11 protein-coding genes are annotated in these 16,261 nt (G+C 43.0%); 4 read left to right on the top strand and 7 right to left on the bottom strand.

Annotation, left to right across the window (positions count from 1 at the left end; genetic code table 11):
• The first annotated feature begins 1 nt into the window (after window position 1).
• The 4 genes from CH373_RS15280 to CH373_RS15265 are packed head-to-tail and all read left to right on the top strand — an operon-like array spanning window position 2 to window position 3,044.
• Window positions 2-778 carry a SprT-like domain-containing protein gene (locus CH373_RS15280; protein WP_100714022.1) on the top strand — a complete coding sequence of 259 codons (777 nt, stop codon included), beginning with the start codon at window positions 2-4 and terminating at the stop codon, window positions 776-778.
• A gap of 7 nt (window positions 779-785) precedes the next feature.
• On the top strand, window positions 786-1,697 hold the full coding sequence (locus tag CH373_RS15275) for a ketopantoate reductase family protein (protein ID WP_100714021.1): 912 nt from the start codon (window positions 786-788) through the stop codon (window positions 1,695-1,697).
• Window positions 1,698-1,706: 9 nt separating this feature from the next.
• Complete coding sequence (locus CH373_RS15270; RefSeq protein WP_100714020.1) at window positions 1,707-2,474, top strand: hypothetical protein; 768 nt, start codon at window positions 1,707-1,709, stop codon at window positions 2,472-2,474.
• A gap of 12 nt (window positions 2,475-2,486) precedes the next feature.
• Window positions 2,487-3,044: a YceI family protein gene (locus CH373_RS15265; protein ID WP_100714019.1), complete on the top strand. Its 558-nt coding sequence runs from the start codon at window positions 2,487-2,489 to the stop codon at window positions 3,042-3,044.
• Window positions 3,045-3,055: 11 nt separating this feature from the next.
• On the opposite strand, the gene CH373_RS15260 is transcribed toward CH373_RS15265, so the two are convergent.
• The 7 genes from CH373_RS15260 to CH373_RS15230 form a co-directional block, all read right to left on the bottom strand.
• Window positions 3,056-4,246 carry a VWA domain-containing protein gene (locus CH373_RS15260; protein WP_100714018.1) on the bottom strand — a complete coding sequence of 397 codons (1,191 nt, stop codon included), beginning with the start codon at window positions 4,244-4,246 and terminating at the stop codon, window positions 3,056-3,058.
• Window positions 4,247-4,255: 9 nt separating this feature from the next.
• Window positions 4,256-5,059 carry an AAA family ATPase gene (locus tag CH373_RS15255; RefSeq protein ID WP_100714017.1) on the bottom strand — a complete coding sequence of 268 codons (804 nt, stop codon included), beginning with the start codon at window positions 5,057-5,059 and terminating at the stop codon, window positions 4,256-4,258.
• Window positions 5,060-5,134: 75 nt separating this feature from the next.
• Complete coding sequence (gene pbpC / locus CH373_RS15250; protein ID WP_100714114.1) at window positions 5,135-7,264, bottom strand: penicillin-binding protein 1C; 2,130 nt, start codon at window positions 7,262-7,264, stop codon at window positions 5,135-5,137.
• A gap of 68 nt (window positions 7,265-7,332) precedes the next feature.
• Entirely contained in the window at window positions 7,333-13,035 is a 5,703-nt protein-coding gene (locus tag CH373_RS15245; protein ID WP_243393427.1) for an alpha-2-macroglobulin family protein, read from the bottom strand.
• 64 nt (window positions 13,036-13,099) lie between these two features.
• A complete protein-coding gene (locus CH373_RS15240; protein WP_100714016.1) occupies window positions 13,100-14,434 on the bottom strand; it encodes a TldD/PmbA family protein in 1,335 nt (444 codons plus the stop codon).
• On the bottom strand, window positions 14,435-15,820 hold the full coding sequence (locus CH373_RS15235; protein ID WP_100714015.1) for a TldD/PmbA family protein: 1,386 nt from the start codon (window positions 15,818-15,820) through the stop codon (window positions 14,435-14,437).
• Between the two features lie 46 nt (window positions 15,821-15,866).
• Complete coding sequence (locus CH373_RS15230) at window positions 15,867-16,253, bottom strand: HIT family protein (protein WP_243393431.1); 387 nt, start codon at window positions 16,251-16,253, stop codon at window positions 15,867-15,869.
• Window positions 16,254-16,261: the final 8 nt, after the last annotated feature.

Below are 16,261 nucleotides of genomic sequence, written 5' to 3'. Positions count from 1 at the left end.
AATGGACGAGAAAGATGTTAGATTCCAGTGGGAAAATCGACTGATCGAAATTTGGAAGGAACTCTCTCCACGTTCCAGGAAAAACTTTCGTTTATCCTTACATAGAATTCAGATTAAATTCTTTCCTTATAAAAATGGAAATAGCTCGATCAGATTTGCAAAGGGAACCCTAGAAGTAAAGTTTCATACTGCCTTCCAAAATTGCGATGATTCTGTTTCGGATTCCTTGGTGAGACTTTTATTTTCCCGCCTTCTTGGGCTCAAAGTGCAGGAACAATGGAGAGAAAATATTCACTCTTTCCTAGACCAAAACCTGGCGCGACAAAGGACCAGGAAGGTAAAGCTCCACCAAGCGGGAGCCTATTTTGACTTGCAGGAAATATTTTCAAAAATTGCGACTGAGTATTTCAGAGAATTCGACTTGAGCAAGTTGCAAATCGGTTGGTCCAATCGAAATGGATTTCGTAGATTAGGATCCTTTGAGAGAGAGTCTAACTCGATTCGGATCAGTCCAGTTCTGGACAACCAATCCGTTCCGCTTTTCGTTATGGAACATTTAGTACATCATGAAATTCTACACTATTTAATTCCGGTTAAGAGGAGCAAAGGAAAACATATTATTCACGGGTTTGATTTTAAAAGAAGAGAAAGAGAATACGCTGATTTTTCCCGAGCAGACCTTTGGATCAAGCGTGAATACCAGCAGTATCTTAGAGATTGGCATTCTAAAAACGGAATTCGGACTTCTTCTCTAAGAAAGAGATACCTTTATACCTGAATCGAATATGGAAAAGATACTAGTCGTAGGATCCGGAGCTATTGCTGGCTTGTACGGAGGAAAACTCTCTCAAGCAGGTTGCAAAGTTGACTTTTTAGTAAGATCCGAAGTGGAGCTTCTCAGAAAGTGCGGCTTTCAGATCAACAGTGTTTGGGGGGATTTTCATTTTCATCCCGAGAACGTTTTCGGGCCTTCTGAAGACATAGATCTAGATAAATATGATTTTATTTTCTGCTGTTTGAAGGTTCTACCTGAAATTCGGATCAAAAAGATCTTGGGTAGGGAACCATCCAAGAATACTGCTTTGGTTCTTTTGCAAAACGGGATCGGTATAGAGGCACCTGTTTCCGAAGATTTTCCGAATTCTGAGATCATCAGTGGATTGGCATTCGTTTGTGCCAATCGATTGAGCCCTGGAGTGATTTCTCACATAGATTATGGGGCGCTGAATTTCGGATCTTGGAATCGCAATGACTCGCCTAAATCAAAACGAATCTCAGAATTATTTTCGAACGTAGGAGTTCCTACAGAATACTCGGATGACATTCGGTCGGCTCGATGGAAAAAGCTTATGTGGAATGCACCCTTTAACCCTCTTTCTGTCATTACAGGAGGATGCGATACAACTAGACTGCTTTCTGATCCAGTTTGCAAAAGGATGATTTTTGAGATCATGCAAGAAGTGCAGATGTTAGGCGAAAGTTTCGGTGCGGTCTTTCCAGAAAATTTCATTGAAAATCTAATGGATATGAGCGATAAAATGAAGCCTTACAAGACCAGCATGCTACTGGACTTTGAGGCAGGAAGAAAAATGGAGACAGAAGCCATCCTTGGGAATGCGGTACGAATGGCAAAAGAAAAGAATCTAGAGATCCCTCGAATCAATACTTTGTACGCGATTCTTAGATTTTTCCCATAAACCAAATCAATGAAATTAGAAAAGACCAAGATACTTTGCTTTGCGGCCTTCGTATTGAGCTGTTGTATTTTTCCGTTTCCATTATTCGCAGTCGATGCATTTGGTTCAGGAACAGACGCCGGATTTCAGGAAGCTTTCTTTCTTACGTCCAATCCTCTTTTTGGAAACTACCTGAATTATTCTAGTTACGATTCCTTTCGCAAAATCAAATACACGACTGATTTTTTAGAAGAACAGCAGGATCCCAAGGCTATTCAAATGGAAAGGGAAAGAATCCAAACGAGAAGATCGATGCTTACCTGGCACCAAGGCTTGGGGATGCTGACTTGGACTTTTTGGTTGGCAGCAAATCTCTCTGGGGAAAACGCATTGAGACACCTCAAAAGAGAGTACGAACCTTTTGCAAATTATCTTTTGCTTTCGAATCCGAATCAAAATGCATTAGCATATTCCTTACTGATACATGCATCTCCCTGGGATTCGGAAACACCGGGGAGCATTCACAAAAGTCTAGCTTATACTGCTTTTGGACTTTATCTGACTACGGCAACCATGGCAATTTTTGCACCGACTCGACCACTGGAAAGAGAGCCCGGACTGACAACGATTTTTACGCACAGAGCCATGATACTGATTCACCTGCCTGCGATGCTTTCCTTACCATTTATTGGAATGGATATAGCCAAAGAAGGACCGAGCGCGGCTCATAGAATGCAAGCCGTTGGCTGGGCAGGATGGGGAGCGTTATCGGTTGCGATTGCAGTATTTTATTTTTAGGAGAAGTTTTACGTGAGATTTTTTTTTCGTGCTAGCTTGACTTTCGGATTCCTTTTACTTCTGTTTTCCTTGAATAGCATTTCAGCTCAGGAGTTAAAGGTTTCGGAGAAAATCATAACGTTTGTAGTAGATCATCCTTTTGAAACGGTGAACGCAGAATGTGGAAAAGTAGTCTTAGAACCGAGTTCTTTTCCTTCGAAAGATTCCTATCCAAAAGTAAGTTCTATTAAGATCGAAATCCCGTTCAAGTATATCAGCTCCGGAGACCAAAACAGGGATTCTACAATTATTGAAAGTCTTGGTTATCCAACCTACAAGTCCGTAAGCTTTCAGTCTTCTAAAATAGTGGAAGCAGAAGGAGGTTGGGATGTCACCGGAAACCTGACGATCAACGGTGTGACGAAGCAAATCCAAGTATTCGCGAGCGGAACCAAGGATGCAGGAAAGGTTGTAGTCAAAGGAACTTTTAACGTAATGATGAGTGACTATAATGTGGTGCCGCCGAGTTTGCTATTCGTCAAGACCAGAGAGAAAGTAGTGATAAACTTCCAATTTACTCTACAACCCTAATCTAAGGGAGCTTACATTTGATTTAGTAATTTACGAATTCCTAATTCAAGGCCGTCGACGCTTAGAAAATACATAGGGAACACCTTTTTGATTTCATAAATCGTAGGAGCGTCCCAGTATCTTTTAGGTTCCGGATTCATCCAGATGCTGTCTTTAAAATGGTCCTTAATTCTCTTGAAGCTGTCCAAACCAGACTCTGGATCTTCAGGCAAACGGTGATCCGATCGGAACCTAGAATGATAAAATCCGTATGCCGGATCTAGAAGTTCATAAGGTGCCATATAAGCATCTCCGATCAGAATCACCTTGGTATCGTCCTTATGCGTTCTAAAAACCGTTTTTAGCGGGATCGGATTTCTCATATCTCCTTTGGGATACACGGAATCGTAAACAGCATTATGAAAATAGTAATATTTAAATTCCTTAAAATGGTTCATCTGGTGACCAGCGGAAAACAACTTGCTCACTCTTTCCGCGTAAGGAGTCATGCTGCCTCCGGTATCCATCAGAAGTAGAACCTTTATACCGTTCTTTCTAGTTCTATCAAATACCAGTTCGGTATCTCCCGCATTCCTGCAAGTGGCATCGATTGTTTTAGGTAAATCGAATTCTGGAATTCCTTCCTTTCTGAGATTTCGCAGTTTTTTTAGCGCAAGTTTGATTTGGCGAACATCGAGCTGTGAGTCCGTTCTGTAGTCTTTGTACCTTCTTTCCATCGCTTGGAAGACCGCAGACTTGCCTCCGCCCTCACCTCCGATTCTTACGCCGCTCGGATTGACGCCACCGTTACCGAAAGGTGAAGATCCTCCAGTTCCGATCCAATAGTTTCCTCCGTGGTGCTCTCCCTTTTGCTTGCGCATTCGATTCAGAAATTCTTCCCATAGCTCGTCTGGTGGCACCATTCCGGGAGGTAGCTTATTCGGATTTTCGTATACTGTGGAAAGCCAGTCCATCAGCTCCTTTCTAAGTTGTTCGGTTAATATTCCTTTTTCACCAAAAAGTTCGGTAAATACCAAGTCGAATGCATCGTAATACCTTACGTCTTTTACCAAACATAGCCTAGCAACAGTATAAAATTCTTTTAATGAAAGAAACGGTTTCCCTTGGGTTAGGACATCTACAGCTTTCAAGAAATCCAGTAATTCCACAGTAGAAAGTGGAATTCCTTCGGACTTTAGCCTGTAAAACAATGGGAAAAACATGATTTCTCTCTATCGGAAGAGTCTCAGATCTTCCTCGTTCTTCACAAGAGCTCCCAAAAATGGAATATTGGTATCATCCGAAAGTTTGGCACCCATGTGAGACAAAATTTGAATCCAATCCAATAGCTCGCTTGTTCCAGGCTTTTTCTTTAGATCATCCATTCCGCGGATCACGTAAAAAGTTTCGAGAGACCTCTTCATTAGATTTTTATCAATGTCTGGAAAGTGAGAAGTTATGATCGCACCCATAAAAGCAGGATCCGGAAAATCTATATAATGAAAAATGCACCTACGTAAAAATGCCGCCGGTAATTCCTTTTCGTTGTTCGAAGTAATGATCGTGAGCGGACGAATCTTAGCTACAATCCTTCTACCTGTCTCAGAAATCAAAAACTCCATTCTATCCAATTCCAAGAGTAGATCGTTTGGAAATTCGATATCCGCTTTGTCTATCTCATCGATCAGAACCACAGAAGGATTCGGATCCGAAAATGCCTCACCTAACGCGCCCAACCGAATATAATTTTCTATATTTCTTACCTTTTCCTTATCCTCTACAAATCTAGAGTCGTTCAACCTGGAAACTGCATCATAAAAATATAAACCTTCCTTCGCGAGAGAGGTGGATTTTACGTGCCATGTATAGAGTTTTCTTTTAAATTTTAAGGAAAGATATTCTGCCAGTAATGATTTTCCGGTTCCAGGCTCGCCCTTTATCAAAAGAGGTCTTGCTGTTATTTCAGAGACCGACACTGCTTCTTCCAATTCTTTGGATAGCAGATAGGTCTCAGGGCGGTTATGGGAATCAGGCATGAAAGGAATCTCCTTCTACCTATGTTTGACTGAGCTAAGTTGGATTAAAGGACTTTTCTCCATCGTTATTTGGGATTAGCGCACTTGAAACGCTACAGTATCTAAGATTTTTCCATCCTTTGGATCTCTAACGGAAAGCATAAATCCGCCTCTTTTAGGTTTCCAGTCCACAAAGCCTTCCTCGTTCTTCGCGATCCTTACGCCGTTTAATATCCATTCCAGCTCACGGTTCACAGAATTTGATCGGAATCTGATTCTTTCGCTTTCCGCCGGGATCTCCGGATCTAGAGCAAATATGTTTCCGGTTGCAGGATATACAATTTGAACTGACATCCCGTTTTGGTACTTGTTTTGGTTCGCATAGAAAATTCTTTCGATCGACTCCTTTGATACAAAAGTATCAGCAACTAAGTTTTGCTTTGGTCGCAAGTCCTCTACGATATGAATGACCTCCTTCCAAAGCGGAGCCGCTCCACTGACTCCGGAAACATCGTGCATCGGCTCCCCGTTCATGTTTCCAATCCAAACTCCAACTGTATAGTTTTTGGAAAATCCTACGCACCAGTTATCTCTCATATCCTGGGAAGTGCCCGTCTTTGCTGCGGTAAAAAATCGAGTGGCTAAATGATTCTCCCACTGAAAAGTAGGAGCCCTGTTTTCTCTTGAGGATAATATCTCGGAAACTAATCCTGCGGCCCTCGGCTCTAAAACTTTTCGAAAAGCAGTTTCTTTTTCTGTTTCCCAAGCAAACAGATTCGCTGCGGCTTCATCAGGATCAAAAGTAGGTTCGTTCCAATAACCTTCATTTGCGATGGTCCGGAACGCATTGGTCAGCTCCCAAAGAGAAACATCAGCTGTTCCCAAAGCCAAAGAAAGCCCGTAAAAATCGGGTCTTTGTAATTGAGAAAATCCTAATTCATTTAACAAAGAAACAAATTCAGGAACCCCAACCATATCCAAAACTTTGACAGCTGGAATATTTAAAGAAGAAGCGAGAGCCACCTTCGCTGGAATCGGTCCAAGATATCTACCTTCGTAATTTGTAGGTTTGTAGACTCCACCCAGCAATTCCCATTGAGTCGGCTGATCCAAAAGAATCGAATCGGGGAGTAATACATTCTTTTGAAACGCAAATCCATAAAGGAAAGGCTTTAGAGTGGAACCTGCTTGCCTCTTGGATTGTATTGCATCCATCAGATAGTGTTCGCTAGAAATTTTAGAATTTCCTATGTATGCGACGACCGCTCCGGTCTTATTTTCCAGAACCAAAACCCCGCCTTCTTTAGCATTCTTATCTTTTAATTCTAAAAGGACTCTTTCCATTGACTCCAAGGACTTGGTTTGCACACGTACATCCAAGGTGGATCGAAAGATTCCTGTTCGTAGTTTTGAAACCGGAGCCTCTTTGGATTTAAAAATACGATAGGTAGCATGATATGCGATCGTTCTAGAGTCAAACGTACCCTGTCTGATTTTCACTTTAGAATTTTGGATAATACTCGCATATCTATCGCAGAATTCAGGTTGGGCAATTTTTTTTGAAAGTGAGCAAGCTCTTTCCGCCCACTTTTGCTCTTTTATATTCGGATTCCGTAGTAGACTCACCAAAAGAACAGATTCCTCGGAACTCAAAGAACTAGGATCCACTCCAAAAATTTCTCTAGATGCTGCTCTCAAACCAACGGATTGACCTCTAAAAGGGATCAAATTCCAGTATGCCTCTGCGATCTGGGCTTTGGTCCAAGAATCTTCTAAAGCCCAGGCGAGCTCCATCTGTTTCCATTTGTCAAAAAGAGTTCTTCCCCCAGGTTTGGAACCGAGTAATATCCCGGCGAGTTGCATGGTGATTGTACTCGCGCCTCTTTTTCTTCCGGAAAAAATCCAGTCTTTCATTGCCGCGAACAGAGCGATTTTATCCACACCGGAATGTTCTAAGAATCTCTTATCTTCTTGCGCGAGCAAAGCAAATAGAAATGTCTCATTGATTTCTCTTTCTTCGACCCATTCAAGCATTCTAGTCTTGTGATTGAGACGAATGGAATGTAAATTGAATCCATTTCTATCTAAAAGAATCCCTTCACTCGGTCTGACCCAGTTTTTGAACTCTCGAAAACTAGGAACCTTTCCTTCTTCCCCATAAGAATCCAATAGCTCGGAAACCAAGACCTCCGCCTTCAATGCTCCCGATTTAAAAGGCAAAAGCATACATAACAAAAGTGTTATGGATGCTGCTCTTTTATCCCATTTTTTAGAATGCGTATTCATCTAAGCTTCTATTCCTTTGAGTCTATCCGCATTACCTCGTTCGGAACCATGGAATAAATATCTGGCTGATACAGAGCTTCCACTCGAGTAGGAGGAAGCTTGAAAGCACCTGGAGAATTGATTCTATAAAGATATTCTAATGTGGCTTCCCCTGGATAAAAAAGCTCATAGTATGCAGTGATGCCATCAAACTTTCTCTCCATAAAGCTAGGAGAATCCCATCTGTATTGTAGAGTTTCCGTAAGTAGAGAAGAGTCCCTTCCCAATCCTGAACCTAGAGCAGTCGCACCGGAAGGAATCGGATCTTTCAGCGCAAGCCAGGAAATCGAAAACTCGGAGCGAATCTTCAGCCTGACTTTTACGATATCGCCTTCCTTAAAAGTGGATTTTGGTTTTCCGCTTTCATCTAGAATTTCCTTGGAAACTCGAATCCCGCTATGGATAGGCGCTTTGAGGGGTAACGCAGAAATTGTACGAACCGTTGCATAAGGTTCCCCACTACCTGAGTGAGCAATTTCTAATTCGCTTCTTCCTGGTGGATAAACGAATTCCAATTTGGTTTCTTTCTTCTCCCAGTCGAAGGATTTCTGGCTGTTTGCAAGCTGGACGGTGGATTTTCCGCTGACTTTGGAAGTCTCGTAAATGCCAGCGTATTTTCTGAGTGCCAAAGCTCCGATTGCATTCGCCGGAGTAATATCCCAGTGACCTTTTCGCATTCCATTCAAAGCACCCCTTAATAACTTAGGCATGTCTTCCTTCCAAGTGCCATCCTTCAAAATCGAAGCGAGCAGTCTTACATGAACCGTATCGCGAGAAGAGAGCAGCCACCACAAATAAGTTTCTCCCTCCACAAGCTGAAGAGAAGTCCCTTGTATCCTTAGTCTGGCTCTCAAAACATCGTCTACTTTTTCTCTGCTTGTAGAATCCCAGTTCGAATTTCTGTAAAGATTTCTTAAAGAGATCAAGCTTTCGATCGGAAGTCGATTCGGATCTGTTTCTACCGAGCGGATTCTAGAAGATTCCACTTTTGTAAAATAAGAGATCGTCTCAAGCGCGGTAATTTTCCGAAGCAGAGTATCCGTGGTTGCTAAGGGAGAACTTCTATATAAAGTACCGTCAGCGAACCGATTCAATGCTGAAATCATTACGTCTCTAGATCTCTGTGGAATTTCCCAGTTAGATTCCGCGGATAGCAACAATGCGTAAGCGGTCAAAGGAACGCTTCCAAAAAAAGAATCTGGAAAGAACTTCAAAAGACCATCCGAATCGATGTATTTATTTAAGTTCGCCATAATCGCTTTCCAGGTTCTTTCATCGTACGTAGCAATCGTTCTAGAAAGCTGTTGTTCCAAGCAATCATACGGGTACTGGTTCATGTAAGTAGAAATACTTTCTAGTGGACCTCCTACAAGAGTTGAATTCAGTAAGATGTCCACCTTACCGCGATTTGGTTCTGCCTCGCTCGGTTGTTCTACCGATAGTTTTACGCTCGGCGAAAGTTGGTAAAAGTTTGCCTGCAACACTTGTTCCGGAACAGGGCTTTCGACTTTTTGTTTGTATCTAAGAGTATCTTGAAACGAAATCTCTTGTGCTTCCGTACTGAATTCATAGGACATCTCTTTGATTCCACTCGGAATGTTCAAATCCCAGTGAATTGTCTTGGATTCGTAGGCATTTAGGCGAATCGACTTAGGTTCCAGCTGAATAGAAGGATTTGTCTTTAAGCGCAGTTGAAGGTCCAATCCTTTGTTAGAAGTGTTTTTTAGAGCCAATCCTGCTCTAGAAAGATCCCCTTCTCTTGCAGTGGGAGAAACACTAGGGTACGCCAAAATTTCTTGGTTGGTCCGAATTGTAGTATGAGCACTTCCAAATCTATCTCTTCCTGAATATGCGACCGCAACCACTCGGAAAGAAGTGAGCGAATCGTTTAAGGGAATTTCCACTTCCAGTTCACCGGCTTCGTTCGGAATCAGATCTGCTTTCCAAAAAAGTAATGTATCAAATAGCTCTCTAGTATTTGATCTACCTCCTCCACCTCCGGGAGCAACACTCTTCAAACCGAAATGTCTTCTACCGATCACGTACATTTGTGCAGTCGAAGTATTCACCTGTATCCCTCTAGGAGACATCATCGTTTTCAACAGATCCCAGCTTAGATTCGGCTTTAACTCCAAAAGACCCTCATCTACAGCAGCCAGGGTCACTCTGGTTTCCTTTCCTCGAGACGAATTCAGCCCGACTACCTGTACTTTTACTTTTGCCTTTTGCCTAGGCCTGTATTCTGATTTTTCGGACTGAACTTTCAAACCTAGTTCGAAAGGTTTCCATCCGACCTGAATCTCTGCGAGTCCGAGACGGAAAGAAGGCTTCGCTAAATCTACCAAAGCAGTTGCTGCAGGAGATTCAACCCTTCCCCGAACTGCGAGTACTGACACAAATATATTCGGGCCGTAGTTTGCTTCGATTGGAATCTCGATCATAGGAGATTTAGAATCCAAAACTTTCGTAAATGATTTCAGAACTCCTTCTCTTTCAACCGTAACAAGAGCTGTCGCATTCTTAAACGGCATTCTAACTTGGAATCTTGCAGTTTCCCCGGGCTCGTACTTTCTTTTTTCCGGGATCAAATCCATTCTATCGTGATCAGTGGATCCGAACCAAATCTCCTTTTCACCGACGACCCAAACGGATGTATGAGAATAAGAATTTCCACCGTCCGCATTTGACTCTAGATAGATTTCTCCGGTTTTATCCACCGATCCTTCACAAAGAAAGGTCCCTTTGCCGTCCGACTTTCCGGAACAGATTTCTCCCAAATCCTTCTTGTCCAATCTATGTTCGTATGAGTAAAAACCACCCACCAATCTTTTCCGGTGAGAAATGTATTTTACGGAAATTGCATGTACACTGACTTTCTTATCCTTCACAGGATTTCCGGAAAGGTCCGAAACATATACTTTCGATTTAATTTTGGATTTTACTGCGACCCAAGATTCGCTTTGGATTGCAGTTAGGATTTTTTCTGGATAGATCTGAAAGCTTCTCCCGATGGTTTGTATCTCACCGTTCGGATCCTTGAATTCCATCTCCATTTCCAAAGATTGCACGCTGTCGCTGATCGATGGAATCTGTATCTTTTCGGATACGAATCCGTTCGCATCCGTTTTGGAAGTAAGTTGCTGGTACGAAGGCTTTTGATTTTCTTCTTCCGATTCCTCTCCATAGTAATAGTTGGATTGTAAGGATCTTTCCGCCTTTCCCCTGGCAAATATTATATCCGGAAATTGTGCAAAGTTCGTGCCGTAACCGCCTTTCACCACGGACCGAAGTGTCACAGGCAATAGTCCTGCGGTTCCACCAGAAAGATACTGCACCTTGCCGGAAACAGAAACCTGTTTTGGAGCAATTAAGGTGGAAGAGTCCGCCTGCAGTTCTGCCTTCAGCAGAGGTACCCGAAACTGAGCGCAAGTAAAAGAAGTGGAATATACTCTGTTTCCGTTGGGCAGCACGAAGAAAATAGAGTATTCTCCTAGAATGGATTCCTTCGGAATCTTATATTTTGTTTCTGCGGAATAAGTGGAAGACCACTTCACAGGTAGCTTTATCTCTTGGCCTGTTTGAGCGTGGATCAGTAAAACTTGGACAGGAATCTCTTCATTTTTCGGATAACGAAATCCGGAAGAGTTAGGAACCCTGAGTACATGATTCATACTCACCGTTTCTCCTTCTCGGAACAAAGCCCTGTCCAAGACAGTAGTATATCTGAAGTCTGCGCCTTCTCTATAGCCCGTATGAACATTGAATCTCCAGGGTTGGATTCCATTGTCCCACTGCGTATGAGTGAAAGAAAAATCGTCTCCTTTCTTTGCTAAAACAAGAAGTCCGCTCTCATAATTCCTCCAGCTGCACCTGGTCACAGCGCTAGGAAAATTTCGAATCATTGCCTGCCCGCTCTGATCCGACTTTCCTTGCCAAACTACATTCGCCTTACAATCGTAAATCGAGATTTCGGCTCCTTCCACAAGGCTTCCCTTGTCCAAGGAGGTAATCCAAACGAGAGATCCTTCTTTTCCCCATTTAAAGTGTACCGATAAATTCGTAACCAAGGCCCCTGTTTTCACAAACATAGGCTGGTCGCTACCGTACAATGAATTTCCCAAAATCCTGCTTTCGATTTCTACGATATGAAAACCTGGTTCTTTGAGCGGAATCCCGAGCACTTCAAATTTTTTTCCAGAGCTGGGAGAAGGTAAAGAAAAGGACTTTACACTTTTTTGATCTTTATATCCGTTAAACACAGATTTGTCGTCGTCCATACGATCTAAATTCTTCAACCAATAGTAGATATCCTGGACCTGGTCTGGTTTCAGTACGAATGACTTTGCTTGCAATTCACCGGATTTGTTTGAGTTTCGATTCTCCTCTTTTTTCCCACCTGTAATAGATTCTAGGAACTCCTTCCCTTTTTGCTTTAGAGAATCCCACTGTTCCTGCACTCCGCTTTCATTTCCTAAACCGGGGGGAGATTTTAAGGATTTCGCCGGAACGAGAGCTTCTATATTTCGAATCGTGACAGGTAAAAGAGTGTCCTGAGTTCTTTCTAAAATTCCGAAGACTGAAGAAAATTTTGCGAGTGGAGGAAAATCATCCGTCTTGAATTGCAGAGGAAAAGAAGCAAAATTTGCGAGCGGTCTACCGGATTCGTCTTGGATTCCTTTGGGTAAAATTACCTGAAATTTGCTTTTGGGAGGAAAGGGAGGACGAAAGACTACAGATTGATTTCCGTATCCATAGTAATCTTCACTTTCTTCACTCGCAGAAGAAGGCTGGATCAATTTGCCATCTTCTGTCTTGAGTCTGATTTGATTTTTCCAAGAAGAATCAATCGGAGCAGAAAAGGTAACATAGACCGATGAGATCGGCATGCAATCCGCTTTTGCATTTACTCTTTCACAGGAAAATCCAGCAGTGAAAGAATCTCTCACCACAAATGTAGTTGTCCAATCTGAGGAGGCTGGAATGCCGCTGAGAGTTTTGATCCCCTTCTCTACCAGAAGCCTTACCTTTTTTCCGGAAGGAAAAGTTTGTTTGGCGGAAATTACCCAGGTAGTTTTTCTTTCGTTCTCTTGGGTAAATACTTTTAATAGTTCTTCTCTTTCCTTACCTTGAATAACCCGAACCGGAATTTTATTTTCCTGGTTCTCGATAAAGAAAAACAACTTATCTTCGATCTGGTCCTTAGAAGTTTCTGAGTCGAATCTTAGAATAAAATATTGATCTTCCCGGATCCAAGATCCCTCGTAAGGTTGTACCCTGGAAATTGTAGGACCTCCTGTGTGAAATCTAAATACCTGACCGGCTTGCAGTACATTTCCGGAAACGGACTTTGCTTCTAAAGTAGTAAAAGTGCATTCGATTCCTCCGGGAAGTACGGAAGAGAATTCGTAGGCCCAGTCAGTATCCGTAATCCATCTTTCTTCTCCCTTGATTGGGCACTCCACTTGAAATGGTTTGACTCCTCTTTTCGGATCTCCCAAGGGCACCATTGGTTCTTTAAATCGAACCTGTACCTGGCCTACCTTTTTGATCTCTCCTTGTGGAGAAAAAGAAAACTGTACACTATCCCCGAACAGGTTGAGAAAGGGAAGAAATAAGAAGAGAAATGCAATGTTTCGGAAAGGAAAGGTTGATTTGGAGCAGATTCGGTTCACACAGGTCCTCGGAAAGAAGGTGAGGCTTCTGTCTTCCGCCGAATCACAAACCAAAGCAAGCGATTTATCCTGCGATATTCACATCCGAAATTAGAACATCTGGTACTTTGATCGAAGAATAAGTGTCTGAATATTCGTTCGAGATCCCTTCTATGTTCTTCAGTAAATCAAAGAAATTTGTATTCATAGTGATTCGATCTACGGGATATTGAGGGACTCCGTTCTTGTAATAAATCCCTTGGATTCCGATGGAGATCTCTCCGGAAACATGACTACAACCTGCACCGCCCTCTAACTTTGTAATATAGATACAATGATTGTGCGCGGACAATAGTTCCTCTTTTGTACTAGAGCCGAATGGAACGATCAAATTGGAAAATGCTGTGCCCGCCCTTCCCGAATAAGATCTGACCCCGTTTCCGGTGGGAGGAACTCCTTCCTTTTTCGCGGATTCCAAATTGTGCAAGTAACTGGACAATTCACCGTTTTTCACGACCGTTCTAGGGTGAGTCAATACTCCCTCGGAATCAATCAGCCTAGAACCGGGAAAATCAGGAAGATGGGGTTCGCAAAGAATCGAAAGTCCGTTCCAAGCGATTTGTTGTCCTAATTTTCCGAGCAGTCTAGATTGCCCTTTTTGCACCGAATCCGCAAAGAAAGGAGAGCTGAACATACCGAAAATCTGAGGACTGATTCTGTTGGAAAGTACAACAGGATAAACCCCACTACTCAAAGATTTGGAACCAAGTAATTCTGTGGCACGGTTCTTTGCCTCGTTCACAATTTCGGAAACTGAAAGTCGATTCAGATTTCTACCAGACCGAAAGAAGCTTCCGGTTTTCTTAATATTCCCATCCGTTGCGACCATCCCGGTTCCGGCATAAACCATATTCGTTTTTCTGAATACGAATACTCCCTTCGAATTCGCGATCACGCTTTCGGTCTTGCTCTTTCCTACGCCCACTTGCGGAACATTTTCTATTCTAGGATCCGATTTCCAAGCGGCTTCATCTAAATTCTTTCCGAGCTCCCTCATCCAGGCAAACCCTAAAGTTTCCAAAGAAGGATCGTACTGCTTTAGATCCAGATCCGGAAGCTCTTCCGGTTCCGGAAGATCCAGATCGAGTGGATCTGTAATGCTAGTTTGGTCTAGAGCATCCTGGAGCATTCTAGTCAAAGCTTCCGCGCTGAATCTTTCACTATAAGAATATCCTGGTCTAGAACCGACGAGTACTCGAATTCCGAGTCCTCTCGATCTAGAAGTTTCTGTCTGGGAAATCCTTCCTTTAAAAACCTCTATGCCGGTGTCTTCGGAATCGGTTGCGATCAAATCGAATTGGTCTATGTTTCTCTTTTTTCCTTCGTCTAAAACGAATCTAGCGGCTGACTCTAAATTCATTCAGCGCCCGCCTACTAATATTTCATCTACCTTAATCGAAGGCTGGCCCACAGTCACCGGAATCGATCCAGAGCCTGCTCCACACACTCCAGCCGCCAATTCCAAATCTGAGCCGACCATCGAAATCAAAGGAAGTATTTCGTGCCCTTTCCCGATCAAAGTTGCTCCTCTTACGGGCTCAGCTAGTTTACCGTTTCGAATTACATAGCCTTCTTCTACCGCAAAGTTAAATTCGCCAGTGGCAGGATTCACGGAACCGCCGCTCATCCTTTTTGCATAAAGTCCGTTCCCTGCCGAAGCAAACATGTCTTCTAAAGAATCCTTTCCGGCTGCGATAAACGTATTTCTCATCCTAGCCACCGGTGCATACTGATAAGATTCTCTTCGAGCGCTTCCTGTTTTTGGAGCGCCAGTTTCGATCGAACCGACTCGATCGCTCAAATAAGACTTTAAGATTCCATTCTCGATCAATAGTGTTCTTTGTGTCGGAGATCCCTCATCGTCAATTGCCAAAGTACCATACTGAGACTCAATGGTTCCGTCGTCATAGGCGGTAAGATTAGAGTGTGCGATCTTTTCTCCCAACTTACCTACAAACGGAGAGGAATTCCTGCGAATTGCTTCGGTCTCTAAAGGATGGCCGCATGCCTCATGGAAAATCACTCCGCCGAATCCATTCCCCATTACGACCGGCATTTTTTTTCCTTCGATATACCCTGCATCGAGCATGAATAACGCACGATCAGCTGCTCTGCTCGCTAGTTCCGCGGAACCCAGCTGATGAAAAAACTCATAGCCTTTTGCAGCACCAGGAGATTCGCTCGCAACAAATCTTTCTCCATTTTTCTCCGCGGTAACAGAAAGATAAAATCTGCTTCGTACTCTCAAATCCTCGGCCCAGACACCATCTGAATTCGCGATCATGATATTTGTTACAATGTCAGAAGCGCTCGCTCCAACCTGAGCGATCTTAGAAGAAACTTTCCGAGCGATAGAATCACAAGATTGCAGAAGATCTAATTTTACATTCGGTGCAATTGTCCTGGGATCTACGATCTGCGGAGAAAATCTGGTTTCTCCCACGAAATTCGTAAGTAGGAATTTAGAATTAGGAACACTCTTAGATTCCCCTCTGGAATCCGCGAGGAGATCAATCAAAGATAGAAGGTGATCTGTATCGTCGTTACTCGTATAAGCATAGAGCACATCAGTTCCATAGATTAAACGAATTCCAATTCCGTAATCCGTCGCGGCCACTGCCTGCTCTATTTTTCTATCTCTTAAAGAAATGGAGGAATTTCTAGATTCTTCCTCATAGATTTCTACAAAATCTGCTCGCCTGCTTTTGCCTGCCTCGATCAGTTTTTCTGCCTTTCTTTGATCCATACTTTCCCGTACACCGGAAATTCCCGGTCAGATATTTCCCTAATTCTTATTCCGTTTCTAAATTTGGAAATGGAATGCCCGCAGGAGGTTCCAAAAGTCCGTCTAGGGCAAGTCGGATATACTCCGGTCCTTTTAGTTCTTCGTATCTTGGAACCAAGTGAAAGTGCATGTGAGGAACTTTTTCCGCGATCGACACGGTGTACACTTTTTTGGGCGAATACTTAGAGTAAATCCAGGCGCTGGCTTTCTGCAATGCTTTTCCAAAATCCAGAAACTCTTGTGTCGTCCATTCCGTATAGTTTTCCAAATGCCGAAATGGCTCAATGTAGAGATACCCGGGCAATTTTTTCTCAGGTTCAGAATGCCGAATCAGAAAGTATTCAGTCCTAGCAATTTCTCCAAAGATCTTTCCGGACTTCAGAATCCTGCAGATTGCGCAGG

Origin of the sequence: Leptospira perolatii, from assembly GCF_002811875.1 — a bacterium.
Lineage (GTDB): Bacteria > Spirochaetota > Leptospiria > Leptospirales > Leptospiraceae > Leptospira_B > Leptospira_B perolatii.
This window is presented reverse-complemented; position numbering and strand designations above follow the sequence as displayed.